This window comes from Bacillus cereus group sp. BfR-BA-01382 (assembly GCF_022663475.1).
Taxonomy (GTDB): domain Bacteria; phylum Bacillota; class Bacilli; order Bacillales; family Bacillaceae_G; genus Bacillus_A; species Bacillus_A thuringiensis_S.
Map to the genome: position 1 here is coordinate 1 of NZ_JAKUFQ010000004.1, position 26,373 is coordinate 26,373.

The window sequence follows — 26,373 nt, forward strand, 5'->3', positions numbered from 1 at the left end:
CCTGGAACACCGGGTCCAGAAAAACCGGAAAAAGAATTACCAAAGACAGGGCAGAAAATGCCTGTGGAACCATATATGGGAGCACTTCTTGTAATGATGAGTTTTGGATTACTCGTATTAGGTAGAAAACAGCAGAGATAATAAAAGTGAAAAGGTATCCTCAAAGTATTTGAGGATACCTTTTTTAACATAAAAAAAGGCATCTAGCAAAAGAACTAGATGCAAATAAAAACACTTGGGAAGACAAAATTCTTCCCGTTTCCCGTATGTAATTATATCAAAAAAATTATAAAAAACTAGTTATATTTAAAATATAATTTTAAAAAAAGTTATATACATAAATAATTGCAATACTCGCAGTTTTCTCTTTCTGAAAAATACATTTCTTTAATTTTGAATATTAAGACTAATGTTGAAAAATCTTCAGATAATTAGAAAAAATAACCAAGAGGATATATAATATTGCTTAAGAAATAGTTTTAATGGATTACATATATTTCATTTGGTGTATTAATTGAATATCATAATTTTTAATTTTATTAAGCAAGAATCTCGGTTACTTATTGCATTTCTAACATAGGGTGAGAAAGAAAAATACAATAGTGTGGAGGTTTTTATAATGACGTTTGTTCTTAGTAAAATGAGTGGCTTTAGCATAGAAGAAAAGGTACATGAATTTGAATCTAAGGGATTCCTTGAAATCTCAAATGAAATCTTTTTACAAGAGGAAGAGAATCATCGTTTATTAACACAAGCACAGTTAGATTATTATAATTTGGAAGATGATGCGTACGGTGAATGCCGTGCTAGATCTTATTCAAGGTATATAAAGTATGTTGATTCACCAGATTATATTTTAGATAATAGTAATGATTACTTCCAATCTAAAGAATATAACTATGATGATGGCGGTAAAGTTAGACAGTTCCATAGCATAAATGATAGTTTTTTATATAATCCTTTAATTCAAAATATCGTGCGTTTCGATACTGAATTTGCATTTAAAACAAATATAATAGATACAAGTAAAGATTTAATTATAGGTTTACATCAAGTAAGATATAAAGCTACTAAAGAAAGACCATCTTTTAGTTCACCTATTTGGTTACATAAAGATGATGAACCAGTAGTGTTTTTACACCTTATGAATTTAAGTAATACAGCTATTGGCGGAGATAATTTAATAGCTAATTCTCCAAGGGAAATTAATCAGTTTATAAGTTTGAAGGAGCCTTTAGAAACTTTAGTATTTGGACAAAAGGTTTTCCATGCCGTAACTCCACTTGGAACAGAATGTAGTACTGAAGCTTTTCGTGATATTTTATTAGTAACATTTTCTTATAAGGAGACAAAATGAGAGAGAATAAAATAATTATGATTTCTGGAGCCAATAGTGGTATAGGTCATGCTTGTATAAAATACTTTTTAGAAAAATCCTTTCATGTAATAGCTCTTGATATTAATAATAATAACTTAATAGATTATATGAAAACAGATATGCCTTTGAAAGTAGTGCAAATTGATTTAAGTAATAGTGAAGCGATTCATAATCTTTTTACTCAATTAGATTTAGAAAAGCTTTCTCCTGATATATTAATAAATGCTGCTGGTATTCGAGAGATAACACCTGTTTTAAATTTATCCGATGATATGTTTAAAAAAGTAATTGATGTAAATTTAGTAGCCCCATTTATACTTTCTAGGGAAGTAGCGAAGCGATGGTGTGAATCGAAAATAAAAGGTTGTATTGTGAATATAGCATCGGTTTCTGGATTAATGGCTGAACCAGAGCGAGCTGCTTATGTGGCATCAAAGCATGCCTTAATCGGATTGACTAAACAGATGGCTATGGAATTTGGGAAGCAAAATATAAGAGTAAATAGCATTTCTCCTGGTGTTATTAGAACTGAACTTACAGAAGAATACTTTAGTAATAAAGCCTTGATGTCTATGATAAAAAGTAATCAATCTTTAGATACTTGGGGGTTGCCGCAGGATATTGTTTCATGTATTGAGTACTTGATTTCTGATCAGGCCCGCTTTATTACTGGTTCTAATTTTGTAATTGATGGTGGTTGGACTGCTGGGAAAAACTTGTAGTTGAGTGTTTTTGAGGAAAAGCACCTGTCCTTTTTTAGGCTGGTGTTTTTCTCACTATAAACAGATTTTTTTATTGGAGGGGGATTAATTTGCTTCAAAAAAGTTTTAAGCAAGAGAAAACGGTACCGGCCTTAAAGATGATAGCGTCAATGGTTATCTTTGGATCAGTTGGATTTTTTTCTGTTCAAACAAACTTGCCTTCGTTTGAATTAGTGTTTGTAAGGTGTATTTTTGCGACAATATTTTTAAGTGTATGCTGGTTGCTTACAGGGCAATATAAACAAGATAAATGGGAACGAAAAGAAGTTATTCAAGTTTTAATATGTGGCTTTTTCTTAGTATTTAATTGGGTTTTCTTATTTAAAGCCTTTGAAAATATGTCAGTTACAATTGCTATCTCAGTTTATCATCTTGCACCAGTAATTGTACTGTTAATTGGAAGTATCGTCTTTAAAGAAAAATTAACATTAATATCTATCATTTCAATAATTGTGTGTTTTGTGGGAGCTTTATTAATTGCTGGTATCGATGGAAGCTTCTCTGTAGGCTCATTAATGTCTTCAGGTATGATATGGGGATTTCTTGCAGCTCTCTTTTATGCATTTACAACTTTATTTGGTAAAGGGATTAACAAAATGAGTGCGTATGCAATGACATTTTTACAAACATTCTTGGGGATATTTCTTTTAATACCATTTATAGATTTAGATGCTTTTAGTGGCCTCACTCAAAGTAATTGGACATATATTATAGCTACTGGTTTTATTCACACTGGGATAGTGTATTATCTGTTTTTTGATAGTTTACGCCATTTATCTACAAAAACAATCTCAATATTAGTTTTTTTAGATCCGGCAGTGGCAATATTATTAGATACTGTACTTACTGGATTCCGTCCAACTTTAATGCAAATAACAGGAATTCTTTTTATTTTTATTGGCATGACTTTAACATTAAAAAAATCTAAAGATAAAAAACTGAGTCAAAAAGAAAATCGAATTGAAAGCGATGCTAGTATATCTCAACAATGATGAAATATATTGTGTATAAAACGATAAACCTTGCATGAATCATGCAGGGTTTATTTGGTCTAATATAATTCATATTTATAATATATGTTTTTTAACATGCTTTTGATTCACTTATATTTATTTGACTATAAATTTACAAAAATGTATATAAAACCTTATTTTTTGATAATATATAAGTAATAAATTCATAGAATTGGAGTGATGAGATGCAGCCGTTAGAAAGGGAGATTCATTCTAATATGCTGAAAGTGTGGAGGATTCACGCTTTAATTGGGGCGGCAGTTATACTAACAGTCGTAATTGCATATTTCTTTTTCATGATTAACTTTAACTGGTGGGGGTGGTTGTTTGGACTATTAGTAACAGGAGCCATTACATTTATTCCACTTGATTATTTTGTGTTTCCAAATTTACGTCAGCGCTATTATAGTTACAGATTAAATGAAGAAGAGATTGAGATTCAAAAGGGAATGTTTGTTGTAGAACGCGTACTTATTCCGATGATCCGTGTGCAGCACGTAACGATTGAGCAAGGGCCGATTATGAGAAAGTATAATTTAGCAGAATTACACATTTCAACAGCCGCAACTTCTCATAGTATCCCAGGTTTAACGAAAGAAGAAGCAGAACAGCTGAAAAGACAAATTGGAGAACTTGCGAAAGTGAGTGATGAGGATGTATAAGAGGCAACATCCGATCACGATATTGTTAGGTATTAGGGTTGCGAGTTTGTTGCCACTTATTATTCTTGTTTTATTTAAACCTGATGAACAAGTGGAACCTTGGTATTTATTTTATCTTTTCCTTCTGGTTGTTTTATTCATCATGGCTATTTTTTCAGCAATTAAATGGTATTTTAAAGTGTACTGGATTGAGAATAATATGTTACATGTAAAGCACGGTGTTTTTGTAAAGAAGGAAAGCTATTTAAATAAAGAGCGTGTACAAAATATTAGTACGTCTTCTAACTTCATTTATCAAATGCTCGGACTCATGAAGTTAAATATAGAAGTAGCCGGTGGTGGTAATGAACCAGAAGTGATGTTGGCTGGTATTAAAGAAGACGAGGCAAAACATTTAATCTCTGTATTACATAAGAAAGAAACTACTGTAAAAGAAGAAATAGAAGAGGAAGAAAGCAAGACGGTTTATCAGTTAACAGCGAAAGAGGTTTTAGCCGCAGCGATTACATCTGGTCGGTTCGGACTAGTGTTCTCTGGACTAGTACTTCTTTACACAAAGTTTGATTTTGTTCTTCCTGAAGGATTCACAAGTAAAGTAGAAGCGTATGTGATGGGAAACGGTGTTTATAAACTAATTGTAATTGCATTAATTTTAATGGCAATTTCATGGATTATTTCCACGGCTGGATATGTGTTGAAATATGCAAACTTTAAAATTGGGCGAAAAGGGGAAGAGATTCGTATCGTTCAAGGATTATTTGAAAAGAAAGAGTTTGTCTTAAAATTGCACCGCATTCAAGCGATTACTGTAAAAGAAGGTATGCTTCGCCAGCCGTTTGGCTATTGTGCTGTTGAAGTGGAAGCAATTCAAAGTATTGGAGCAGCAAGTAACGAAGTAATGTTGCATCCATTTATGAAGAAAAAAGATGTACAGCACCTGCTCACATATTTAGAGTTACCTTATGAAATCGAAGCGGAGATCGTTCACTTACCAAAAACAGCGTTGCGTCGTTATTTCATTATGGGCTGGTTAATAAGTATCATACTCACAGTTCTAATTGCCAGCGTGAGTATATATTTAAAACGATATATTGCGTTGTTTGTTATTTTACCGTTATTTATCGTGTTTTTGTTACTTGCGTATGCTAGATATAAAAGTGGTGGTTATGAATTAAGAGAAAATCAACTAACGGTTGTATATCGTAATTTTTCGAAATATACAGGAATAATGCGAAGAAGACATGTTCAAGCAGTAGGTTATAATCAATCGTATTTTCAAAGAAAAGATGAATTATGTACAACTCTTGTAGCGGTAGCCGGGCGCGGTTATGAAGTAAAGCATATGAGAAAAAAAGATTCGCTTCGTATATATAATTGGTACAAAGAAAAAGGAAACACCGGTGTGTAATGGTGTTTCCTTTTTGTCATTAAATCGATATCTTTAGTCGAATCGTTGATATATTTCAAGATGTGATAGATAAATTGAAAAAATCGTTGATATATTCAAAGGTATGATAGATATATTCGAAAAACCGTTAATATAATTTCACGTACTGTCAGTGTTTTATCACTTTTTAATTAAACTAACACATCAAAAGTAGTCACGAACGACGGACGAGAGAAAATACTCTTTTGCTGTTCGGCATGTGGATGCGCCTGTGCCTGTGCTTGTCCTTCTGCTTGTGCAGGACGTTTTTTATGAGCGTTTTCGAATGAACGTGATTCTGTCCAGTCTTTAAAGTTTTGCTCCGTTTCCCACATCGTTAAGATGACATATGTATCGTTACTTAATGGGCGTAGAACACGGATCGCTTGGAATCCTGGTTCGTTTTCAATAAGGCCTGCACGGTTTTTAAAACGGTTTTCAAATACTGGGCGACCTTCGTCTGTTACAGAAATATTGTTACAAACGATATAGCCAGGTTGTCCTTTAAATTCACCGACAGCATCTAGTACGTCATACTGAAGTGAGCCTTCTACAGATTCTTCTGTATTTTCTTTATAAAACATATTTTTCTCATCATTTTTTGCAGTGAAATGTGATTGTTCTAGAGGTGTTTCGTATGAAATAATAGCCTTCATTTTAATGCCCCCTTAATAGTTTGTTTCTATTATATCAACTCTCTTAAAAAACTTCGAAGATTATATACATAAAGATACTTCTTTTTCAAATAATAAATGTACCATCATTTGGAAAGAAGGCCGATGTATGAAGAAAGTAAAGTGGACTTTATTAGGTGGCGTCGCAACGTTTATAGTAGCGATTGTACTCTATAAACTTATCGTGTTAGCTGGTGGCTATATGATGGATGAAAAGCAGCTCGTTTTCCACTCTTCATCACGTATCGTTGACCAGAAAGGGAAAGAAATTACGAAATTATACGTAGAAAATAGGGAGCTCGTACCGATCGAGCAAATTCCGAAGTATGTGCAGCAGGCGTTTGTTGCGGTGGAAGATTCTCGTTTTTATGAGCATCAAGGAATTGATTATCCGTCTATATTCCGTGCTCTTTATAAAGATACGTTAGCTGGAGAAAAGCTAGAGGGCGGTAGTACCATTACGCAGCAACTCGCTAAAAATGTCTTTTTAACTCGTGAAAAAACATTTACGCGCAAATTGAAGGAAGTCGCAATTTCTCTTCAATTAGAGCAAAAATATACGAAGCAACAAATTCTTGAAATGTATATGAATCATATTTATTTTGGTCATGGGGCTTACGGTATTCAAGCAGCAGCAAAGCTGTATTTTAATAAAAATGTTGAGGATTTAACAGTAGAGGAAGGGGCAATGCTTGCAGGTCTTCCGAAGTCACCAAACGGATATTCACCGTACTACTCTGCAGAGAAGAGTAAGGAACGCCGCGATCTCGTGTTGTCACTTATGCATAAACAAGGCTATTTGACTGCAGAAGAAAGCGTTCGTTATCAAGGGAAGATAATTGCTCTATATAAAAACTTAGATGAAAATGAGCTTGCATATATGCCGTATATTGATATGGTCATAGATGAAGCCGCTCGTTTATACGGGTTGTCTCATCAAGAAGTACTTCGCGGAGGATATACGTTTGTCGTACCTATGGATGAAAAAATTCAAAAGGTAGCGTATAACCAGTTTCAAGATGCAAGGAATTTTCCTGGGAAAGAAGAGGGGGCTCAAGGTGCATTTTTATTAATGGATAATCGTACGGGAGGGATTAAAGCGGCGATTGGGGGAAGAAAGTACGTCCCGAGAGGATTTAATCGTGTTTTTGCCAAAAGGCAGCCCGGATCTGTTTTAAAACCACTTATCGTTTATGCACCAGCACTAGAAACGAAAAAGTATAATCCGTATTCTTTATTAACGAATGAAAGAAATTCTTTTGAAGGGTATGAACCTCGAAATTATAATCATGAGTATTCAAAAGAAATGACGATGTATGATGCGATTTTAGAGTCGGCAAACGTACCAGCAGTTTCTCTATTAAATGAGTTAGGGGTAGAAGAAGGAAAACAATATTTAGAAAAAGGAAATGTTCATATTGCAGATGCTGGTTTAAGTACAGCACTTGGCGGATTGAAAAATGGTGTTTCAACATTTGATCTTGTAAAAATGTATCGTTCATTTTTAGCGAATGGCAATATTATTGAGCCGCACGTTATTGATAAAGTATTAAATAGACACGGTGCAGTCATTGGGGAATCACCGAAAGTAGAGACGAAAATTTTTTCGAAACAGACGGCATGGTATATGACGAAAATGTTAGAAGGAGTTGTGAAGGAAGGGACAGCGAGAGCAGGTGTATATAACGGTGCGTTAGCTGGAAAAACGGGTACAACTTCATTGCCAAATGACGATAAGGGAGCAAGAGATATGTGGTTCGTCGGCTATACACCGAACTTAGTAGGCGCTGTTTGGATTGGTTATGACCGTACGGATAAGGAACATCAGTTGCAAGGAGAAAGTGCATCTGCGACAAAATTGTTTAAGAAAATTTTAACGAAGGCTAATGTAGAACATAAAGAGAAGTTTATGAAGCCTGAAGGTGTGGAAACAATCGGTGCTCCGATTCGGCTGCGTAGAATTGAAGATGTAAAAATGAAACTATCATTTAGCCCTTTCGGTTTATTTAAAGCAAAATTAAGTTGGACGCCACTTCCAGATAACAGAATTATGTACCGAATCTATAGAGTGGAGAACGGAATTCATACGCATGTTAGCACTGTAAATGGTGCTGGAGAATATGAGGAAAAGTTCGTTAACATATTTTCAAAACCGAGCTTTTACGTTGTACCATACAATACACAAACGAATCGCGAAGGAGAAAAGTCAAAAGTAGCTAAACCATAGTTTTTCTCTGTGTTATAATAAGAATGTTGTGAAAATAGTAAGCGTTTTTACGAATGTTTGTGTCAATTTAATGAACAACGTACATAATATTATGCATTTTGTTTTTACAAGCTGTATAGTAAAAAAAGATAAATATCGAACGTATTCGAAGCATTGGTAAGGAAGGGAGCAAGGGTCTTGGTAAGAACTATAAATGAGACATTTTTAAAAGCATGTAGGGGGGAACGTACCGATTATGTACCAGCATGGTATATGCGTCAAGCAGGTCGTTCACAGCCGGAATATAGAAAGATTAAAGAAAAGTATTCTTTATTTGAAATTACACACAATCCAGAGTTATGTGCTTACGTTACAAAATTGCCGGTTGATCAATATAACGTAGACGCAGCAATTCTTTATAAAGATATTATGTCACCACTACCTGCAATTGGTGTGGATGTAGAAATTAAATCAGGTATTGGGCCAGTTATTGATAACCCAATCCGTTCTTTACAAGACGTAGAAAAACTAGGGGAAATTAATCCGGAAGATGACGTACCGTACATATTAGATACAATTCGTTTATTAACGACAGAAATGTTAGACGTACCGTTAATCGGTTTTTCAGGGGCTCCATTTACATTAGCGAGCTATATGATTGAAGGCGGTCCATCTCGTAACTACCATAATACGAAAGCGTTCATGTATGCAGAGCCGAAAGCTTGGTTCGCTTTAATGGATAAGCTAGCAGATATGGTTATTACATATTTAAAAGCGCAAATTAACGCAGGAGCAAAAGCAGTTCAAATTTTCGATTCTTGGGTTGGAACAGTAAATGTAGCAGATTACCGCGTATTTATTAAACCAGCAATGGAGCGTATTTTTGCAGAAGTTCGCCCTATGGGTGTACCGATGATTATGCACGGCGTAGGAGCTGCACACTTAGTGAATGAGTGGCACGATTTACCGCTTGATGTAGTCGGCTTAGACTGGCGTTTACCAATTGAAGAAGCACGTGCACGCGGCGTTCATAAGGCGGTACAAGGAAATATGGACCCTTCATTCTTACTTGCGCCATGGTCTGTTATTGAAGAACATGTAAAAGGTATTTTAGATCAAGGGATGAAAGAGCCTGGTTATATCTTTAACTTAGGACACGGTGTATTCCCAGAAGTAAATCCAGATACATTAAAACGTTTAACTACATTTATTCATGAATACTCTAAAGGGCAGTTAGCGAAGTAAAGGAGAATTGCTGTATGAAAAAGAAAATTGGTTTGCTTGTAATGGCATATGGAACGCCATATAAAGAAGAAGATATTGAACGTTACTATACACATATTCGCAGAGGAAGAAAGCCAAGTCCTGAAATGCTGGAAGATTTAACAGAGCGTTACCGTGCAATTGGTGGTATTTCTCCTTTAGCTACTATTACATTAGAGCAAGCTAAGAAGTTAGAGAAGCGTTTAAATGAAGTGCAAGATGAAGTAGAGTACCATATGTATCTTGGTTTAAAACATATTGAACCGTTTATTGAAGATGCGGTGAAAGATATGCATAACGACGGAATACAAGATGCAATCGCACTTGTTCTTGCACCTCACTATTCTACGTTTAGCGTGAAATCATACGTTGGACGAGCACAAGAAGAAGCTGAGAAACTTGGGAACTTAACAATTCACGGCATCGATAGCTGGTATAAAGAGCCGAAATTCATCCAGTACTGGGTTGATGCAGTGAAAGGTATATATAACGGTATGTCAGATGCAGAGCGTGAAAAAGCAGTATTAATCGTATCTGCACATAGCTTACCAGAGAAAATTATTGCAATGGGCGATCCATATCCAGATCAATTAAATGAAACAGCTGATTATATCGCGCGCGGAGCTGAAGTAGCAAACTATGCAGTAGGCTGGCAAAGTGCAGGAAACACACCAGATCCTTGGATTGGTCCAGATGTACAAGATTTAACGAGAGAACTAAATGAAAGGCACGGTTATACTTCATTCGTATATGCACCAGTTGGATTTGTTGCTGAACATTTAGAAGTTTTATATGACAACGACTTTGAGTGTAAAGTTGTAACGGATGAAATTGGCGCGAAATATTATCGTCCAGAAATGCCAAATGCATCGGACGCATTTATTGATTGTTTAACAGATGTTGTATTAAAGAAAAAAGAATCTGTACTGTAAGAAGAAAGGGGGAGCCTGCTTGAGGAAAAAAGTTGTGATCGTCGGCGGAGGCATAACGGGATTAACAGCAATGTATAACTTACAAAAAAATATTCATGAAAAAAACTTGCCGATTGATACATTACTTATAGAAGCATCGGGTAAACTTGGCGGAAAAATTCAAACCGTTCGAAAAGATGGATTTACAATTGAACGCGGACCGGATTCTTTCTTAGCACGAAAAGAAAGTGCAGCTAGATTAGTGAAAGAATTAGGTCTTGGCGATGAACTTGTAAATAATCAAGCCGGTCAATCATTTATCCTCGTAAACAATCGGTTACATAAAATGCCGAATGGATCAATGATGGGAATTCCAACGCAAATTACGCCGTTTCTATTTTCCCGGCTGTTCTCCCCAATTGGTAAACTAAGAGCTGGTTTTGATCTATTAATGCCGAGGTCAAAGCCAGTATCTGACCAATCACTCGGACAATTTTTCAGACATCGTCTTGGAAACGAAGTGGTTGAAAACTTAATAGAACCGTTACTATCGGGTATTTATGCAGGGGATATTGATGAAATGAGCTTAATGTCAACATTCCCGCAAATGTATCAGATTGAGCAGAAACATCGCAGTATTTCACTCGGCATGCGTACGCTCGCTCCGAAAGAAGAGAAAGCTAAACCGAAAAAAGGAATCTTCCAAACAGTGAAAACAGGTTTAGAATCTATCGTAGAATCTCTCGAAGCAAAGATGCATGAAGGTACGATAATAAAGGGAACTCGCATTGAAAAAGTTGCAAAACAGGGTGATGGTTATACAATTACTCTTAGTAATGGAAAAGAAATAGAAGCGGACGCCATCGTAGTGGCAACTTCGCATAAAGTATTGCCGTCCATGTTTGCTCAGTACAAGCAGTTTCGTTTCTTCCGTAATATTCCGGCCACATCCGTTGCGAATGTGGCACTTGCTTTCCAAAAGTCAGCAATCCGGCGCGATATTAATGGTACAGGATTTGTCGTATCACGAAATAGCGATTACACGATTACAGCATGTACGTGGACGCATAAAAAATGGCCACATACAACGCCAGAAGGAAAAACACTCCTTCGCTGTTACGTTGGACGTGCTGGTGATGAAGCGGTTGTAGAACAAACTGAAGAAGAACTCGTTCAGCTCGTACTAGAAGATTTAAGAAAAACGATGGATATTACAGAGGATCCAGAATTTACAATCGTAAGCCGCTGGAAAGAAGCGATGCCTCAATATACAGTAGGCCATAATGAGCGAATGAAAAAGCTCACAACATTTATGCAGAAAGAGTTGCCTGGTATATACTTGGCAGGTAGCTCCTATGCTGGTGCTGGACTTCCAGATTGTATTAATCAAGGTGAGGAAGCTGCAAAGCGTGTATTATCCCATTTGGAGAAAGTAATAGATGCTGAATTAATCGCACAATAAAAGAAACGCCTTCAATCATATTGAAGGCGTTTCGTTTGTTATATAAAATATTTATTCGCCAATAAACATATATAAGTTATTTGGCTTTATAACGGCATCTCCTGCATAAATAACCCACTCTGTTAAGTTATCAAAATCTAAATGATAACTATTTCCTTCACTCATATCTTCTATAAAATATGGTTCATTAATGAGTATTCCTTGAATGAAATCTTCCGTAATGTTTTGCATTTCAAACCACATATGTTCACTTTTTCCTTCTTCGTAGGAGACACCAAACTTAGCAAGGAAACGAAAATCTTCATTTGATTGTTCAATGTGAAAAATGTTGCTGAAATACCCGAAAGTATTTTTGGCATTGTAAGCCATACGATTGGTTTCACTATTTGTTTTATAGAACATGAGCCCTGTAGCTTCCTCGTGTTCTTTGAAAAAACTTTCAATATATTCTTCTGAAGTATTAAATTTGAATAAGAGAACGGATGGAGATTGATGGTATTCATCTCGGGCATCCATTCCGCCTAAGAAAGTATTTTGTGCATCTATTGGTTGTAGTTTCACTTCTTCATCCTCGATTGAAGATAATTGGTCCATACTCGTTTTATGCCCTATATAAGATAATCCTTTTTCCCACGGAATAGCGACTGTATGTATAGAACCTTGTTGACTATGCGCGATAACGATAGGCTCATTCATAGGGACTTGTCCATTTTCAACCGCATTATTAGCAAATGTTTGAAAGAGATCGCTAATGCCGTAGTAGGAAGAAATGCGATTTGGAATAATTAACTCTATTTCAGTTACGCCTGCTCTTAAAAGACCATGTGTATGAAACCAATATTGCGTAGGCTCATCATCTTTATCGTCTTCATAAACAGAATGAATAACGTACAAGTCAGGAATGTCAGGTAATAATTCATTTTCAACGTGATATTCAATATAGCTTCTAGATATCACTTTCATTGATGCACTTGAATCGATTACAAATAACAAATCTGGGGCGAGATTCCATAAAAACTGTAACTGCTGGAAAAAGCAGTCCAGTACATCGCCTACAAATAGCGTACGAGTGAAAATTTCAGTGCCGAAAGCCGCATCTTCAAAATTACGATCTACGATTGTAGAATCTTGTCTATTGTACATTTTGTATTCTTCTGGGTCATTCGCCTCATCAATATGCAGTTCATACGGTATGATTGCTTCATCCATATGTAACTCAACAATAAGGCTTGTCTCATCACTATAAACAATTTTTAACTCATCAACTTTAGTAGCGATAGTCTCTAGCCGCTGTTTTAACTGCTCAATTGTAATTCTAGTTGGTATAACAGCAATCATATCTGAAAAATGACGTTCTAATGTTCCATTCATAGCTGCGCGGTATGTTTCTGTTTGCACTTCCATCCAATCACTCCTATTCAAATGAATCCATTTTACATGCCAATCAAATGTCTATATTTTCTGTTTTCTCTCTCTAACATTATAGAGTGCATTTGTAGAAGGTGTAAAATTATTATTTTGTATTATAGGTTGAAAGCTTGTAAATTAAATAAATCTTTTGTAAAATTTGTCGAAAAATAGTTCTATATAACGAATCATTTGTTATGATAGAAATGCTGAGAAAATATGAAATATGGAGAGGAAAATGGCTGTGAAGAAATTGTTAAGTGTCTTTTTATCATTCTTGCTATTGCTTTCATTTACTGGAACTTTAGCGCAAGCAGAAGAAACTGCTTCTATGTCAGTAGAAAAAGCAATTCAAGTATTTAAGCAGCAAGGGAAAACGAAGGGGATAGTGGAAGGGTACATTGTTGGATATACGCAAAGTTCTTCTAAATATACGAAGGATCCAGCTAAGTTTGATGATACAAACGTAGCAATTGCAGATTCGCCAAACGAAACGAATCCAGACAAAATCATGCCTGTTCAGTTGCCAAAAGGTGATGTGAGAACGGCAGTGAATGTAAAAGATCATCCTGAAAATATCGGGAAGAAAGTTAGTTTGACTGGGACTCTTGAATTATATTTTAGTAACCCAGGTTTAAAATCAGTAACAGCTTATAAGTTTCAAGGTGAAGGCCAAAACCGTGTTAGCGATGTAGTAGCTTCACCGAACGGTGGAGAAGTTGCTAAAGGAACAGCGGTAACATTAACGACGAATACAGAAGGGGCAACAATCTACTATACGTTAGATGGCTCTAATCCTACTAATAAAAGTGTTCGTTATAATGGACAAATTGTAGTGAATGAAAATAGTGTAGTGAAAGCAATCGCAGAAAAAGAAGGGCTTACTTCTTCAGCAATTTCGACGTTTTCGTTTATTATCGTAAATAATGAACAGGTTCGTATTCATGACATTCAAGGAAAATCACATATGTCTCCTTACAACGGGAAGAAAGTATACAATGTGGAAGGCGTTGTCACAGCGCTTGATAAAAACGGCTTTTATATAGAAGACAATCAGCTAGATAATGATCCAGCTACTTCAGAAGGTATGTACGTATACAAAAAAGATGCGAATGTAGCAGTAGGAGATCTTATTCAAGTTGATGGAGTAGTAGAAGAATATGTTGGACCAGGATATGCAGAGCGATTTGAAACAGACTTAACGACGACAGAAATTAAGGCGAGTCGCGTTGTTGTAATCGCAAAAGATCAATCTTTACCAGCACCGATTGTACTTGGGGAAAACGGTGTGAAAATCCCGGATCAGATTATTGATAATGATGCATTTGGTTTATTTGATCCAAATGAAGATGCAATCGACTTCTATGAAAGTATAGAAGGTATGCGTGTTACGATGCCAACACCAAAAATTATTGCACCTCAGAAAAACGGAAATTTATATGTAACAGTAAAAAATGGTGGAGATAAAATAGTAACACAATATGGCACACCTCTATTAGATGAAAATCAATTAAACCCAGAGCGTCTTTCTGTAAAAGTGCCTCGCGATTATGTAGCAAAAGTAGGAGATACTTTCACTGGAGATATAACAGGGGTAGTAGGATATGATTACGGTTCTTTCCGTATTTCGCCAATAACAGAATTGCCAGCTGTAGTGGATGGTGGATTTAAGCAAGTAGGGGCAAATATTCAGCCTCGTCTTGATAAGTTAACAGTTGCTACATATAACATTGAAAACTTCTCGGCGAATAAAAAAGAAACAACAGATGAAAAAGTAAAAGCGTTAGCGTATTCTATTAAATACAATTTAAAAATGCCAGATATTATCGGTGTAGAGGAAATGCAAGATAATAACGGATCAATTAATGACGGTACAACAGATGCGTCATTGAGCGCAAAACGTATCATTGATGCAGTTCTAGAAATTCGTGGACCGAAGTATGAGTATGTAGAAATTGCTCCAAACAATAATCTAGACGGAGGAGCACCAGGAGCGAATATTCGCGTCGGTTTCTTCTACAACCCATCACGCGTGAAATTAGCGACGGTACCGAAGTTACTTGATAAAAATGTGGTTCGCATTGGAGACGAAAGTTCATTATTTGAAAGTACACGTAAACCGTTAGCGGCAGAATTTACGTTCCAAGGACAAAACGTTGTTGTCGTTGCAAATCACTTAAACTCAAAAATAGGGGATGCAACGCCATTTGGAAAAGTGCAACCGCTCGTATTAAAAAGTGAAGACAAACGAATTCAGTTAGCACAAGAAGTAAATCAATTTGTACAAGGAATTCAGAAAAAGAACACAAATGCACCAGTTGTTGTGTTAGGAGATATGAACGATTTTGAGTTTGCTAAACCACTAAAAGCACTAGAAGGAACAAACTTAAAGAATATGTTAAACACAGTGCCGAAAGAGAATCGTTACACGTACATTCACGAAGGAAATGCACAAGTGTTAGATCATATTTTAGTAACAAACAACATCGCACCGCACACAATTGTAGATCCAGTGCACTTAAACTCAAACATAATGAAAGAGCACGGACGTGTAAGCGATCATGACCCAGTACTTGCTCAAATTGATTTGAAGAAAGCTTCTTAAAGAAAGGAACGCTTAGGTGACTGAGCGTTCTTTTTTGTTTCTGCATCAATAGTATAAAGAGATGATTCCTTTTTTTGTAATCTGATGATAAAATTAATTGAATATTCAGTCGTTAGGAGGGCAGCGATGCAAGCACGAATAAATGGAAAATTAATGAATCAGTTTGCAATTTTTTTTAGTACGATCGTCATGCTTCAGTTTGTAGCTGATATAACAGGACTTACAAGTAATTTAGACATTACGTATAACTTAATACATACAGCAACTTCTTATATAACATTTAGTTTGGCGGTTATTTTCACTTTAATAGGTGCAAGAAGAGAATTAAGTAAATATGCAATTGCTTCATTATGTTTAGTAGTGGCGATTAAAGCAATTTATTTTGTAGCGGTTGTTATTTTATGGGGATTGGCTGGTACACCGTAAATGAATAGTAAATAAAACCCTAATTTCCAATATAGTAAGGAAATTAGGGTTTTATTATACTTGAAACGCCTTTCTACACCGCTCTCTTCTTTGCAACCTTCTTCTATATTTTTTTCTATCACGCTTTACTCCTTGTATGTACATGAATAAACTAACGAGAAGGAAAAAAGTGCATTGCATCGTTAAAATATACGGCGACATGCCATGCAACGGTTGTTTTGGGTCATATAAATGAAAAGGCGCTCCGCCTATTGTAGGGAATATCGTATTTAGCAGGACGTATGGAATGGAGGCAACTGCAAATGGGAAGAGAATCGCCATATAGTCCTTTTGTGACCACGCAGATGCTGCAAGTCCTAAAAGGGCCATTAAACCTGCAAATAAAAAATTAATTCCGATATATACAGTAATGTAAGTGAGGGGAGATTCGTAATATAAGTTTGCAAACATCCCATTATCATTTATAATGCCTGAACCAGCCGTCGGTTCTCCGTCTGGAATGGTTAATTTGCAAAATAATAACGATAAGATGAATGGAAATGTATAAAGAAGTCCGCCACAAAAGAATGTAACGATATATTTCGTTACTGAATAAGGGAACAAAGAAATCCCTTTACTTACAAACGGTTTAAAACCATCTGATTTATCCGAATTGTAACTTGTACTAAAGGGGAAACTAGCAATAACGGGCATTAATAATAAATAAACATCCATTTCATTGTCGCGAAATCCAATCCATTTAAAAGCTGTTGTTACAAACGCATCCGTTCCATCCCCAATGTAACGAATTACATAATAATAATGGTAAATAAAAATAAGAGCTAGTCCACTAAACATAATAATTAAAGAAACACGATTACAAAAAGCTTGCTTTATATTTAAACGAAGCGCACGCATCATGACTGAAAAAGCCTCCACTATTTTGATAAACTTGTCTATTTTCTATATTACTATTAATTGTAAAGATTTTCTTGTTTTTTTATTTGATTATTTGAAAAAGAGGAATTTTGTTGTTGTGAAGTAAGGTTTAATCATATATCTTAAGAACACCTTTTCTTTTTCTCTTTCCTTCTGATACACTATGACAGTATTATATAACTTGACTGGAATTTTTTTATACTGGAAATAATAAAAAAGAGAACTTGTCTAGAATGTAAGCGTGTGGTAATATCAAAGGTGTACTGATTGACTATATTATCCAATTGGTCATTTTTGGAGGTGAAGATGTGGCGATAGATCGAAAACGTTCTATTATTGAAGCTGCAACAAAGTCTTTTTCAGCGTTCGGTTATAAAGCAACAACGATGGATCAAGTAGCGAAGTTAGCGAATGTAGGAAAAGGAACGATTTATACTTTTTTCAAAAATAAAGAAGAGCTATTTGGTGAAATTATTTCTAATTTAATTACAGAAATGAAGCAAGTTGCAGAAAGTGCAATTCGTTCAGATGTTTCATTTTTTGAAAATGTACATAGAGCATTATATAGCATCTTGGAATTTAGAAAAGAACATCAGCTCATGATTAAATTAATTCAAGAAGAGCGCGATATGGGAACGAAAGAAGTACAAGAAGTCATGCAACAAGTTGATGTGGAAATCGTTTCTGTTATTCAATCGTATTTAAAGATTGCGATTGAAAAAGGTGAAATTAGCAAATGTGATCCCGAAATTACAGCATTTATTATGCTTCGTCTATATGTATCGCTTATTTTTGATTGGGAAAAAAATCATGAACCGCTAGAAAAAGAAAAAATTGCAGAGTTATTTGAACTTTATTTACTAAAAGGATTGTCAAACTAAGATGATCCTTTTAATTTTATAAAAAAATGACCAAATTAATAATGAGGTCATATATTTAATTTGAGGAGGAGTTATAGAAAAATTATAATTATATTGAATAAAAGTTGCATAGTATAAATTTGGGGATAAGGCATATGTATGAATAAGTATAGCCTTTTTATTTGGGAGAAAATGACCAAATGAACAATTCGGTCATTTAGAAAAGGGGGAGAAATGATGAAATGGAATCAGTTGCTTCGTAAAGAGTTTACTGAAATTATAAAAAGTAAAAAAATATTAATTCCAATTATCGCGGTATTATTCGTACCAATTTTATATGCAGGTATGTTTTTATGGGCCTTTTGGGATCCGTATAAACAGTTAGATGATTTACCAGTTGCGGTAGTCAATTTAGATAAAGGTGCAGTATTTGATGGGAAACCAATTGAGGTCGGAAAAGGGCTCGTTGATAACTTAAAAGATAATACAAGTTTCAAATGGGAATTTGTAAGTGAAAAAGAAGCGAAAAAAGGAATGGAAGGTAGAAAGTATTACATGCTAGTACGCATTCCAAATGACTTCTCAAGTAACGCTACAACGTTATTAAAAGATGATCCAAAACCATTAAACTTAGAATACATTCCAAACGAAAGCTTAAACTTCTTATCTTCACAAATTGGCGGAACAGCAATTGAAAAAATTAAAGGTGAAGTATCAAGTACGTTAACGAAAACATATGCAGAGAAAATGTTTGATTCTATTCAAGACGTCTCAAAAGGATTAGCAGATGGGGCGGAAGGAGCAAATAAACTACACGACGGATCAAGTGAGCTGCATGATGGTTCCAGTAAAGTGACGGATGGCCTTCATACACTTCAAGGGAAGTCTGGAGAGATGAAGGATGGAGCTCAGAAATTAGCAGATGGATCTAATAAGTTAGTAGCTGGATCAGGAAAAGTAACAAGCGGTTTAAATACGTTAAGTAGCAAAACGGGTGAAATGCAAAAAGGAATTAGTGAATTGCGTGATGGATCTGAGAAAGTAACTAACGGTTTGAGCTTATTGGCAAGTAAAACAGGTGAATTAAAAACAGGAACAACTGAACTATCAAATGGCATGGAAAAACTTGCGGGAGGGCAAATTCAATTAGAGAAAGGTTCTCAAGAAATTCAAAAGGGTTTGCAAGAATTAGATAGTAAAGTGAAAATTTCTGCTGCAGGTTTAGAGGAAATGCAGGCGAAAGTTCCTACAATATTAAATAAAGTAAATGAGAAAATAGACGGAGCTGAAAAAAACGTAAATCAGTTAAATGGATTTACTCAATCAACAGCAGGAGATGCCAAAAATGCAGCGCAAGATGTAGCTAATTTACAAAAGCAAATTGAGAGTTTACCAAAAGAATATCAAGAGCAGTTACAACCGTATATAACAAATGCGGCAAAAAGTACAGCGACAGTTCAACAAAAAGTTGCTGTAGTATCGGGTGGAACAAAGCAATTAAACGAAGAAGTAAATCAACTAAAAGGTGAAATAAATCAAAAGGCAAGTGAAATGCAAAACAAACTACCGAATTCAGGTGGGATTAACACTTTAACGGATGGTATTACGAAATTAATGAATGCGCAAAACGAATTTGTAAGTAAGTTTCATGGATTTGGTGAAGGATTAAATAATGCCAAAGTAGGTGCAAATAATTTAAATAAGGCGTCAGATCAATTAATTGATGGAGTAACTCAATTAGCAGATGGTTCAAGCAAAGTAACAGGCGGCTTAGGTACATTATCCGCGGGAGCAAATCAAATGTCAGGAGGAATAACGCAATTAACAGACGGTTCAAGCCAAGTAACAACTGGCTTAGGTACTCTAAATGGTGGCCTAAATCAAATGTCAACAGGCTCAACCCAGCTAATCGACGGCGTAAATAAACTAGCAGATGGATCAGGAAAAGTAACAGATGGCCTCGTGAAAGTAAACGACGGTTCAGGCGAACTTGCTGAGAAACTGGGCGAAGGAGCAGAAAAAACTGGTGAAGTAAAAGGGACGGATAAAACGTATGATATGTTTGCAAGTCCTGTAAAGGTGAAGACGGAGAAAATGGCGGAAGTTCCTAACTACGGAACTGGATTTACACCGTATTTCTTATCACTCGGTTTATTCGTTGGGGCATTACTATTATCAATCGTATATCCATTACGTGATACAGTTGGCGTTCCAAAATCAGGATTTAGTTGGTTTATTAGTAAGTTCGGCGTGTTACTATCAGTCGGTATTATTCAAGCGATAGTAGCAGATGTTATATTACTGTTCGGATTAGGTGTAGAAGTACAAAGTATTCCGTACTTCATACTCTTTAGCATCGTTACAAGTTTAGCGTTTATTGCATTAATTCAATGTTTAGTAACAGCATTCGGTGATGCAGGGCGTTTTATCGCCATCATCACATTAATTATGCAGCTTACAACAAGTGCTGGAACATTCCCGTTAGAGTTAATTCCGAAGTTTTTACAACCATTTAATGCTTGGTTACCGATGACATACTCTGTATCAGGACTGAAAGCAGTCGTATCGAGTGGAGACTTTGACTTCATGTGGCAAAACATAGGAGTGCTCATGATCTTTATCGTTGTATTATCACTTGGAACGATCGCTTCCTTAACTTTGATGCACAAACGACAATTTAAAAATATTGCTGAAAATCAATCGGCTGAAGCGTAAAAAAAGCACCTTTTTGGTGCTTTTTTATTTTAATAGAGGGAATCTTTTCCTTGGTTCATCTATAAATCTTTCTAAAAGCTATAGAAACGAAAGAAAAGGAATTACAACAATTTACAGAGAAACATAGGATAGAGGAGTTGATATGATGAAAGGCAATCTTACTTATTATTTTATCGTAAATCCGCTAATAATCTTTCTTGTTTATGCCCTTTCACCTATGTTGTTTCATAAAGAAAAATATATAAATATAAAAGATGCACTAGGAATAGTTTTAGTTTACTATGTGCTAATTAGTGGGTATTACTTTATGTGTGTTGTAAGTGAAAGAATGAAGAAAAATAATAGGGATAAACAATAAAGTTGTATTATTTAAAAACCGATGGAGGATAAAAAATGACCGAAAGTGAAATGAAATTCCGTGATACGACCATTCGTAACTTTTTCGATAAAGAGGATCGTTTAAAATCGATTCCAGGTCAAAAGAAGAAAAAACTAGTATTGATAGAGCATTTAGTTAGCAAGTTAAATGCTGAAAATCAATATACAGAAAAAGAAATTAATACATTTATAAAACAATATCATGATGATTTTTGTACAATTAGACGTGAATTTATTGTACATAGGTTTATGGATAGAGAGGATAGTATGTACCGTATAAACGGGAGAGAAGTTTGGACGAAGTGGGAGGAGTTAAAATAATGAATCAGCGAGGGGATCCCCGCTGATTATAAGCCTGTGCTAGTCTTGCTGTTTCTTTGTAGTAAGTCTATGAACGCTTCAACATTCGAACTCGTAATGTATCCAAGCGTTATATATTCATCTTCATAGTAAAATATTATTTTTTTGTCAAAGATTCTTCTCTTCGTTTCTATGGATAGAATTTTTTCATAATCAAATTCGGCAATGAATGTGTTTTTATATTGGCTAAAAAAGAGAAGTCTTTGATTAGTAGCAAGTAACATGCCAGGATACGGGACTTTATGCGTAATCATATAGCCAGTAAGTGAACATTTTAAAGTAGATAAAATTTTTTCTTCTTTATGTAATAGTTGTTTTGCATCTGTTAAGATAGGGTTCATTCCATATATTCCTTTTATTTTGATTTATGAATATTGTATCAAGAGTAAAAAGATTCTCAATATGTAATATTGCATATTGGACGTTTTATAGTTTTAATATTATTTTTAAAAAGAAAAAGTACGAGGTGATTCAATGATACGGTTAGTAAAAGAGACTGATGCAGAAGCAATTATGAATATTAGAAAAGAAATTATATTATCGGAAACTACTACAAAATTTTTCATAGTATCCCCAAAGAAGTTACCGAATGATAGTAATGCAGAAAGAGAAAAGATACGGAAAAGCAATGAGAAAGGTAATCTCTATATCGTGTATGAAGTAGATAGGAAGGTAGTTGGCTTTTTACTTTTCAACCGATATGAACTAGAACGGTTACAACACGCAGGCACAATGGGAATGGGGATTAAAGAGGCGTATTGTAATCAAGGCATCGGCACGAAATTAATTGAATTTCTTATTAGTTGGGCTAAAGGGCAGAAAGGTTTAGAGAAAATTTGCTTAGGTGTAGTTTCTGTTAATGATCGGGCAATTAAAGTGTACAAACGTATGGGTTTTGTAGAAGAAGGGAGACAACGAAAGCAAATAAAGTATGAAGATGGATCATATGGAGACGATGTATTGATGGGCTTTTATATTGAATAAAGGATATATGGTATTAAGAAAAGGAATGTACCTACCGTAAATGTCTAAAAGCAGTATATTGCCCCTCCATTAACAGACTTTTACCTATGTATAATATTAATATAGTAAAATCATAACAACCGATATTGCAGTTTCCAATAATATACTATATAATCAATTTAAGAAAACGTTTTCATGCAAAGGGGGAGAATTTCGTGTCGACTATAGAGGACGTGGCGAAATTAGCGGGGTTATCAAGGACAACGGTTTCTAGGGTGATTAATAATCATCCATATGTTTCAGATGAGAAGAAAAAAAGGGTTCAATTAGCAATGAAGCATTTAGGCTTTGTTCCTAATTCTGCGGCGAGAAGGCTTCGTAAACAAAAAACGGAAACAATTGCGGTGCTAGTTCCAAGGATTACAAATCCTTTTTTCAGTAGATTTATTGAAGCAATCGAGATTGCAGCTTCTGAACATAAATATAAACTGATTATTTGTCAAACAAGATATTTACCTGAAAAAGAGATGGAGTATTTACAATTATTATCTACGAAACAAGTAGATGGGATTATTCTATGTTCACTAGAAAATCCGTGGGAAGATGTAGAGCCATACTTACAGCACGGTCCAATCGTGTTATGTAATGAATATATTGAGGAAGCAAATATTCCAACAGTGAAGTTTGATCATGCGCAAGGAGCATACATAGCTGCGAAGCATGTGTTAGATCAAGGATATCGCAATCTTATTTTTTGCCGTGGTAACGAAACCAAATTAGTTAGCCAGCAGCGAAAAATGGGCTTTTTACGTGCAATAACTGAGAAGAGCCGCCAAGTAGAAGCGATTGATTTTCTTGAAAACGCTTTCTCTTGGGAGGATGGAAAACGAATATTCCATGAAGTATTAAAGGACAAAAAAAATCCTACCGCGATTTTGGCAGGAGGCGATGAGGTAGCAGCTGGAATTATCTCAGAGGCGAAGCACCATAACTGGAGCATTCCAGATGATCTCGCTGTTATCGGTTTTGATAATCAAATATTATCACAGATTACAGAGCCAGGTATTACGACAATTGAACAGCCAATCGATGAGATGGCCCGAAAAGTTGTCGACCTGATGATGGATAAAATCCATACGAAAAATTATCGACAAAAAGAATTATATGAGTTTGAACTGGAGCTCTTGGTGAAAGGTTCAACGATGAAGAAGGATACGATGTTATTAGCCTAGTAGACTATGTCTGCTAGGTTTTTTTATGTTCATAAACTACTATTCTTCGTGAACGCAGTCATCACATTTGTTATGGTATGCTTCGTGTTGCTCATCAATTTCTTTCCCACAGTGCGCACAAGTTTTCGTCGGTAAATTTCTGAAAAACTCCATTGGTTGATCAATCATGTCAATCCCTCCATTTCCATTTCTTACTATTATTGTATTAGTACAAAAAATAAAAGTCAACAACTGTTTTATAACAAAATTGAAAATTAATGAAAAAGTTTAGGAAATGGATTATAGTTAACAATGTAGAATGTAAGTGAAACATGCATTCCTACTCGGTTTTAGAAAGGATGGATACATATGAAAATGACTGTTGTCGGCTTTTGGGGCGGATTTCCAGAAGCGGGAGAAGCAACGTCGGGGTATTTGTTTGAACACGATGGTTTTCGTTTACTTGTAGACTGTGGTAGTGGTGTACTAGCACAGCTTCAAAAATATATAACACCATCTCATATAGATGCAGTTGTACTGTCACACTATCATCACGATCATGTTGCGGACATTGGGGTATTGCAATATGCGAGATTAATTACGAGTGCAACAACAAGGCAACTACCGGAATTACCAATATACGGTCATACGTTTGACGAGAATGGATTCCATTCTTTAACACATGAACCACATACGAAAGGAATCGCGTACAATCCAGAAGAAACACTTCAAGTTGGACCGTTCTCGATTTCGTTCTTAAAAACTGTTCATCCTGTTACATGCTTTGCGATGCGTATTACAGCTGGAGATGGTGCTGTAGTATACAGCGCTGATTCAAGTTATATTCCTGAATTCATTCCATTCACGAAAGATGCTGATCTTTTCATTTGTGAGTGTAATATGTATGCACATCAAGAGGCTGCAAAAGCAGGGCATATGAATAGTACAGAAGTAGCAAGTATTGCAAAAGATGCGAATGTAAAAGAACTTTTATTAACGCACTTACCGCATACAGGAAACCCATCTAATTTAGTAACAGAAGCAAAACAAATTTTCAGTGGCCATATTACGCTAGCGCATAGTGGCTACGTATGGAACTCATGAGGTGATACGATGTTATTTATTGATAATAAAGGAATTACAGATCCTAGAATAAACTTAGCGATTGAAGAATATTGTGTGAAAAATTTAGATATTAACGAAACATATTTACTGTTCTACATTAACGAACCTTCGATTATCATTGGTAAAAACCAAAACACAGTAGAAGAAATTAATGCAGATTACGTAAAAGAAAAAGGTATTCATGTCGTTCGTCGTCTATCAGGCGGAGGCGCAGTATATCATGATTTAGGAAACTTAAACTTCAGCTTTATCACGAAAGATGATGGAGATAGTTTCAGCAACTTCAAAAAATTCACAGAGCCTGTAACGAAAGCGCTTGGTAAATTAGGTGTAAATGCAGAACTAAGTGGTCGTAACGACATTTTAGCTGAAGGAAGAAAAATTTCAGGTAACGCGCAGTTCTCAACGAAAGGTCGTATGTTCAGTCACGGTACGTTACTATTTGACTCTGAAATCGATCACGTCGTATCAGCACTGAAAGTAAAAATGGATAAGATCCAATCAAAAGGAATTAAATCAATCCGTAGCCGCGTTGCGAACATTACAGAGTTCCTAAACGAAGAAATGACGACAGAAGAGTTTAGACAACTTCTTCTAGAAACAATTTTCGAAGGAGAAACAGAAATCCCAACGTATGAATTAACAGAAGAGGATTGGAAAGAAATCCATAAACTTTCTGAAGAGCGCTACCGCAATTGGGACTGGAACTACGGAAAATCACCGAAGTTCAACTTACAACATTCACACCGCTTCCCAGTTGGACAAGTTGACGTTCGTCTGGAAGTGAAAAAAGGAACAGTAACAGAATGCAAAATTTACGGCGACTTCTTCGGTTCACTAGATGTTCATGATATCGAAGAGCGTCTAACAGGCGTTCAGTTCGATAAAGATACATTCACTGCAGCTTTAGAAGGCGTAGATATCGCACGCTACTTCGGTAACATTACAACTGAAGATTTCTTACATTTATTCTTCTAAAAATGAGGGAGGCTGCCATAACGGGCAGCCTCTTTTTTTGCGTAGATTGTCGCGTTTTTTCGGTAAGTCGATATATTCGAAAAATCGCGGATATAATTTCATTCACCATAAAATCACAGGACATCTGCCTCTTATAAAGGAATATATATATTCAAAAGGAGGCGGATTGATATGAAAAGGGTAATGTACGTTGTATTATTACTCAGCTTTGTCATCGGAATGACAGCGTGTAACAGTGGATCGCCCTCAAGTCGTACAATTTTGTCTATCGGAAAACCAGCGGAGGATAATGTTATATATTTTACGCATACAGATAACAAACGAAAGATACATGATATACAAGACATGTTTCAAAATAAGAAGTGGAAAAGAAATGAAACATTCAGCACTGTTAATAAAACGCCAGATGTCGTCTTATCAATAGATGAAAACAACAAAGGGTTACCGGCATTATATGTTACCGTGTATTTTCATGAAAATGGAGCGGACGTTTTGAATTTGTATGGGGAGTATACGAGCTTAAATAAAGAGGAACTTGAAAATCTTAGAAAAAAGATGAGTGCATATTATCCTAAAATGATTTTTGGTCTAGTGTTATAAATTACTTGTAAATAAAATCCCCTTATTTTTCCAAATTAAACTAAGAGAAGGTGATCTGTCTATATGCAGTT

At 35.5% G+C, this 26,373-nt stretch carries 26 protein-coding genes; 21 read left to right on the plus strand and 5 right to left on the minus strand.

The window, feature by feature from the left end:
* The 6 genes from MR160_RS34780 to MR160_RS02790 form a co-directional block, all read left to right on the plus strand.
* A partial coding sequence (locus MR160_RS34780; RefSeq protein WP_255787453.1) for an LPXTG cell wall anchor domain-containing protein occupies positions 1 to 141 on the plus strand: 141 nt, incomplete at its 5' end.
* A 478-nt stretch (positions 142 to 619) separates the two neighbouring features.
* Positions 620 to 1,357, plus strand: a complete 738-nt coding sequence (locus MR160_RS02770) for a 2OG-Fe dioxygenase family protein (protein ID WP_000144818.1) — start codon at positions 620 to 622, stop codon at positions 1,355 to 1,357.
* Positions 1,354 to 2,100 (plus strand): SDR family NAD(P)-dependent oxidoreductase, encoded by a 747-nt coding sequence (locus MR160_RS02775; protein ID WP_001208943.1) that lies wholly within the window; start codon positions 1,354 to 1,356, stop codon positions 2,098 to 2,100. Before MR160_RS02770 ends, MR160_RS02775 begins: the two co-directional genes overlap by 4 nt.
* An 89-nt stretch (positions 2,101 to 2,189) precedes the next feature.
* Positions 2,190 to 3,131, plus strand: a complete 942-nt coding sequence (locus MR160_RS02780) for a DMT family transporter (protein WP_000939629.1) — start codon at positions 2,190 to 2,192, stop codon at positions 3,129 to 3,131.
* Positions 3,132 to 3,337: 206 nt separating this feature from the next.
* The gene (locus MR160_RS02785) at positions 3,338 to 3,814 is read left to right on the plus strand and encodes a PH domain-containing protein (RefSeq protein ID WP_001182720.1); all 477 of its coding nucleotides are present in this window, start codon (positions 3,338 to 3,340) and stop codon (positions 3,812 to 3,814) included.
* On the plus strand, positions 3,807 to 5,222 hold the full coding sequence (locus tag MR160_RS02790) for a PH domain-containing protein (RefSeq protein ID WP_000278154.1): 1,416 nt from the start codon (positions 3,807 to 3,809) through the stop codon (positions 5,220 to 5,222). The genes MR160_RS02785 and MR160_RS02790 overlap by 8 nt, the downstream gene beginning before the upstream one ends.
* A gap of 170 nt (positions 5,223 to 5,392) precedes the next feature.
* On the opposite strand, the gene hmoB is transcribed toward MR160_RS02790, so the two are convergent.
* Complete coding sequence (gene hmoB / locus MR160_RS02795; RefSeq protein WP_000644095.1) at positions 5,393 to 5,896, minus strand: heme-degrading monooxygenase HmoB; 504 nt, start codon at positions 5,894 to 5,896, stop codon at positions 5,393 to 5,395.
* Between the two features lie 127 nt (positions 5,897 to 6,023).
* Here hmoB and MR160_RS02800 point away from each other — a divergent pair, with 127 nt between their 5' ends.
* The 4 genes from MR160_RS02800 (at position 6,024) to hemY (ending at position 11,756) form a co-directional block, all read left to right on the plus strand.
* Positions 6,024 to 8,141 carry a transglycosylase domain-containing protein gene (locus tag MR160_RS02800; protein WP_000756277.1) on the plus strand — a complete coding sequence of 706 codons (2,118 nt, stop codon included), beginning with the start codon at positions 6,024 to 6,026 and terminating at the stop codon, positions 8,139 to 8,141.
* 177 nt (positions 8,142 to 8,318) lie between these two features.
* The gene (hemE, locus tag MR160_RS02805; protein ID WP_000252608.1) at positions 8,319 to 9,365 is read left to right on the plus strand and encodes a uroporphyrinogen decarboxylase; all 1,047 of its coding nucleotides are present in this window, start codon (positions 8,319 to 8,321) and stop codon (positions 9,363 to 9,365) included.
* Positions 9,366 to 9,379: 14 nt separating this feature from the next.
* Complete coding sequence (gene hemH / locus MR160_RS02810) at positions 9,380 to 10,315, plus strand: ferrochelatase (RefSeq protein WP_000726782.1); 936 nt, start codon at positions 9,380 to 9,382, stop codon at positions 10,313 to 10,315.
* A 19-nt stretch (positions 10,316 to 10,334) separates the two neighbouring features.
* The gene (hemY, locus tag MR160_RS02815) at positions 10,335 to 11,756 is read left to right on the plus strand and encodes a protoporphyrinogen oxidase (RefSeq protein WP_001228108.1); all 1,422 of its coding nucleotides are present in this window, start codon (positions 10,335 to 10,337) and stop codon (positions 11,754 to 11,756) included.
* A gap of 51 nt (positions 11,757 to 11,807) precedes the next feature.
* Here the strand turns inward: hemY and MR160_RS02820 are convergent, their stop codons facing one another.
* Positions 11,808 to 13,160: a DUF4026 domain-containing protein gene (locus MR160_RS02820; protein ID WP_017762888.1), complete on the minus strand. Its 1,353-nt coding sequence runs from the start codon at positions 13,158 to 13,160 to the stop codon at positions 11,808 to 11,810.
* A 241-nt stretch (positions 13,161 to 13,401) separates the two neighbouring features.
* On the opposite strand from MR160_RS02820, the gene MR160_RS02825 reads away from it, so the two are divergent.
* Together MR160_RS02825 and MR160_RS02830 are read left to right on the plus strand one after the other, a co-directional pair.
* Complete coding sequence (locus MR160_RS02825; protein WP_136999911.1) at positions 13,402 to 15,768, plus strand: DUF6359 domain-containing protein; 2,367 nt, start codon at positions 13,402 to 13,404, stop codon at positions 15,766 to 15,768.
* Positions 15,769 to 15,894: 126 nt separating this feature from the next.
* Complete coding sequence (locus tag MR160_RS02830) at positions 15,895 to 16,194, plus strand: hypothetical protein (protein WP_001148894.1); 300 nt, start codon at positions 15,895 to 15,897, stop codon at positions 16,192 to 16,194.
* Between the two features lie 54 nt (positions 16,195 to 16,248).
* Here the strand turns inward: MR160_RS02830 and MR160_RS02835 are convergent, their stop codons facing one another.
* Positions 16,249 to 17,094 (minus strand): hypothetical protein, encoded by an 846-nt coding sequence (locus tag MR160_RS02835; protein ID WP_000984163.1) that lies wholly within the window; start codon positions 17,092 to 17,094, stop codon positions 16,249 to 16,251.
* 326 nt (positions 17,095 to 17,420) lie between these two features.
* On the opposite strand from MR160_RS02835, the gene MR160_RS02840 reads away from it, so the two are divergent.
* The 4 genes from MR160_RS02840 to MR160_RS02855 all read left to right on the plus strand — a co-directional run bounded on the left by MR160_RS02840 (position 17,421) and on the right by MR160_RS02855 (position 21,386).
* Positions 17,421 to 17,993 (plus strand): TetR/AcrR family transcriptional regulator, encoded by a 573-nt coding sequence (locus tag MR160_RS02840; protein ID WP_000963381.1) that lies wholly within the window; start codon positions 17,421 to 17,423, stop codon positions 17,991 to 17,993.
* Between the two features lie 216 nt (positions 17,994 to 18,209).
* Positions 18,210 to 20,687, plus strand: a complete 2,478-nt coding sequence (locus tag MR160_RS02845) for a YhgE/Pip domain-containing protein (RefSeq protein ID WP_017762890.1) — start codon at positions 18,210 to 18,212, stop codon at positions 20,685 to 20,687.
* Positions 20,688 to 20,829: 142 nt separating this feature from the next.
* Entirely contained in the window at positions 20,830 to 21,045 is a 216-nt protein-coding gene (locus tag MR160_RS02850; RefSeq protein WP_025988999.1) for a hypothetical protein, read from the plus strand.
* Between the two features lie 35 nt (positions 21,046 to 21,080).
* Positions 21,081 to 21,386, plus strand: a complete 306-nt coding sequence (locus tag MR160_RS02855) for a DUF2087 domain-containing protein (RefSeq protein WP_017762892.1) — start codon at positions 21,081 to 21,083, stop codon at positions 21,384 to 21,386.
* Positions 21,387 to 21,412: 26 nt separating this feature from the next.
* On the opposite strand, the gene MR160_RS02860 is transcribed toward MR160_RS02855, so the two are convergent.
* The gene (locus MR160_RS02860) at positions 21,413 to 21,766 is read right to left on the minus strand and encodes a PH domain-containing protein (RefSeq protein ID WP_001068229.1); all 354 of its coding nucleotides are present in this window, start codon (positions 21,764 to 21,766) and stop codon (positions 21,413 to 21,415) included.
* Between the two features lie 133 nt (positions 21,767 to 21,899).
* On the opposite strand from MR160_RS02860, the gene MR160_RS02865 reads away from it, so the two are divergent.
* Positions 21,900 to 22,409 carry a GNAT family N-acetyltransferase gene (locus MR160_RS02865; protein WP_000620472.1) on the plus strand — a complete coding sequence of 170 codons (510 nt, stop codon included), beginning with the start codon at positions 21,900 to 21,902 and terminating at the stop codon, positions 22,407 to 22,409.
* Between the two features lie 194 nt (positions 22,410 to 22,603).
* Positions 22,604 to 23,620, plus strand: coding sequence for a LacI family DNA-binding transcriptional regulator (locus MR160_RS02870; protein WP_000103710.1), 1,017 nt, complete (start codon positions 22,604 to 22,606; stop codon positions 23,618 to 23,620).
* Positions 23,621 to 23,659: 39 nt separating this feature from the next.
* Here MR160_RS02870 and yhfH read toward each other — a convergent pair whose 3' ends face one another.
* Positions 23,660 to 23,788 carry a protein YhfH gene (gene yhfH, locus MR160_RS02875; protein ID WP_000567010.1) on the minus strand — a complete coding sequence of 43 codons (129 nt, stop codon included), beginning with the start codon at positions 23,786 to 23,788 and terminating at the stop codon, positions 23,660 to 23,662.
* Positions 23,789 to 23,968: 180 nt separating this feature from the next.
* Here yhfH and MR160_RS02880 point away from each other — a divergent pair, with 180 nt between their 5' ends.
* The 3 genes from MR160_RS02880 (at position 23,969) to MR160_RS02890 (ending at position 26,302) form a co-directional block, all read left to right on the plus strand.
* Positions 23,969 to 24,703 carry an MBL fold metallo-hydrolase gene (locus tag MR160_RS02880; RefSeq protein ID WP_000784692.1) on the plus strand — a complete coding sequence of 245 codons (735 nt, stop codon included), beginning with the start codon at positions 23,969 to 23,971 and terminating at the stop codon, positions 24,701 to 24,703.
* A 9-nt stretch (positions 24,704 to 24,712) separates the two neighbouring features.
* Positions 24,713 to 25,702: a lipoate--protein ligase gene (gene lplA / locus MR160_RS02885; protein ID WP_000897261.1), complete on the plus strand. Its 990-nt coding sequence runs from the start codon at positions 24,713 to 24,715 to the stop codon at positions 25,700 to 25,702.
* A 171-nt stretch (positions 25,703 to 25,873) separates the two neighbouring features.
* A complete protein-coding gene (locus MR160_RS02890) occupies positions 25,874 to 26,302 on the plus strand; it encodes a hypothetical protein (protein WP_017762896.1) in 429 nt (142 codons plus the stop codon).
* Positions 26,303 to 26,373: the final 71 nt, after the last annotated feature.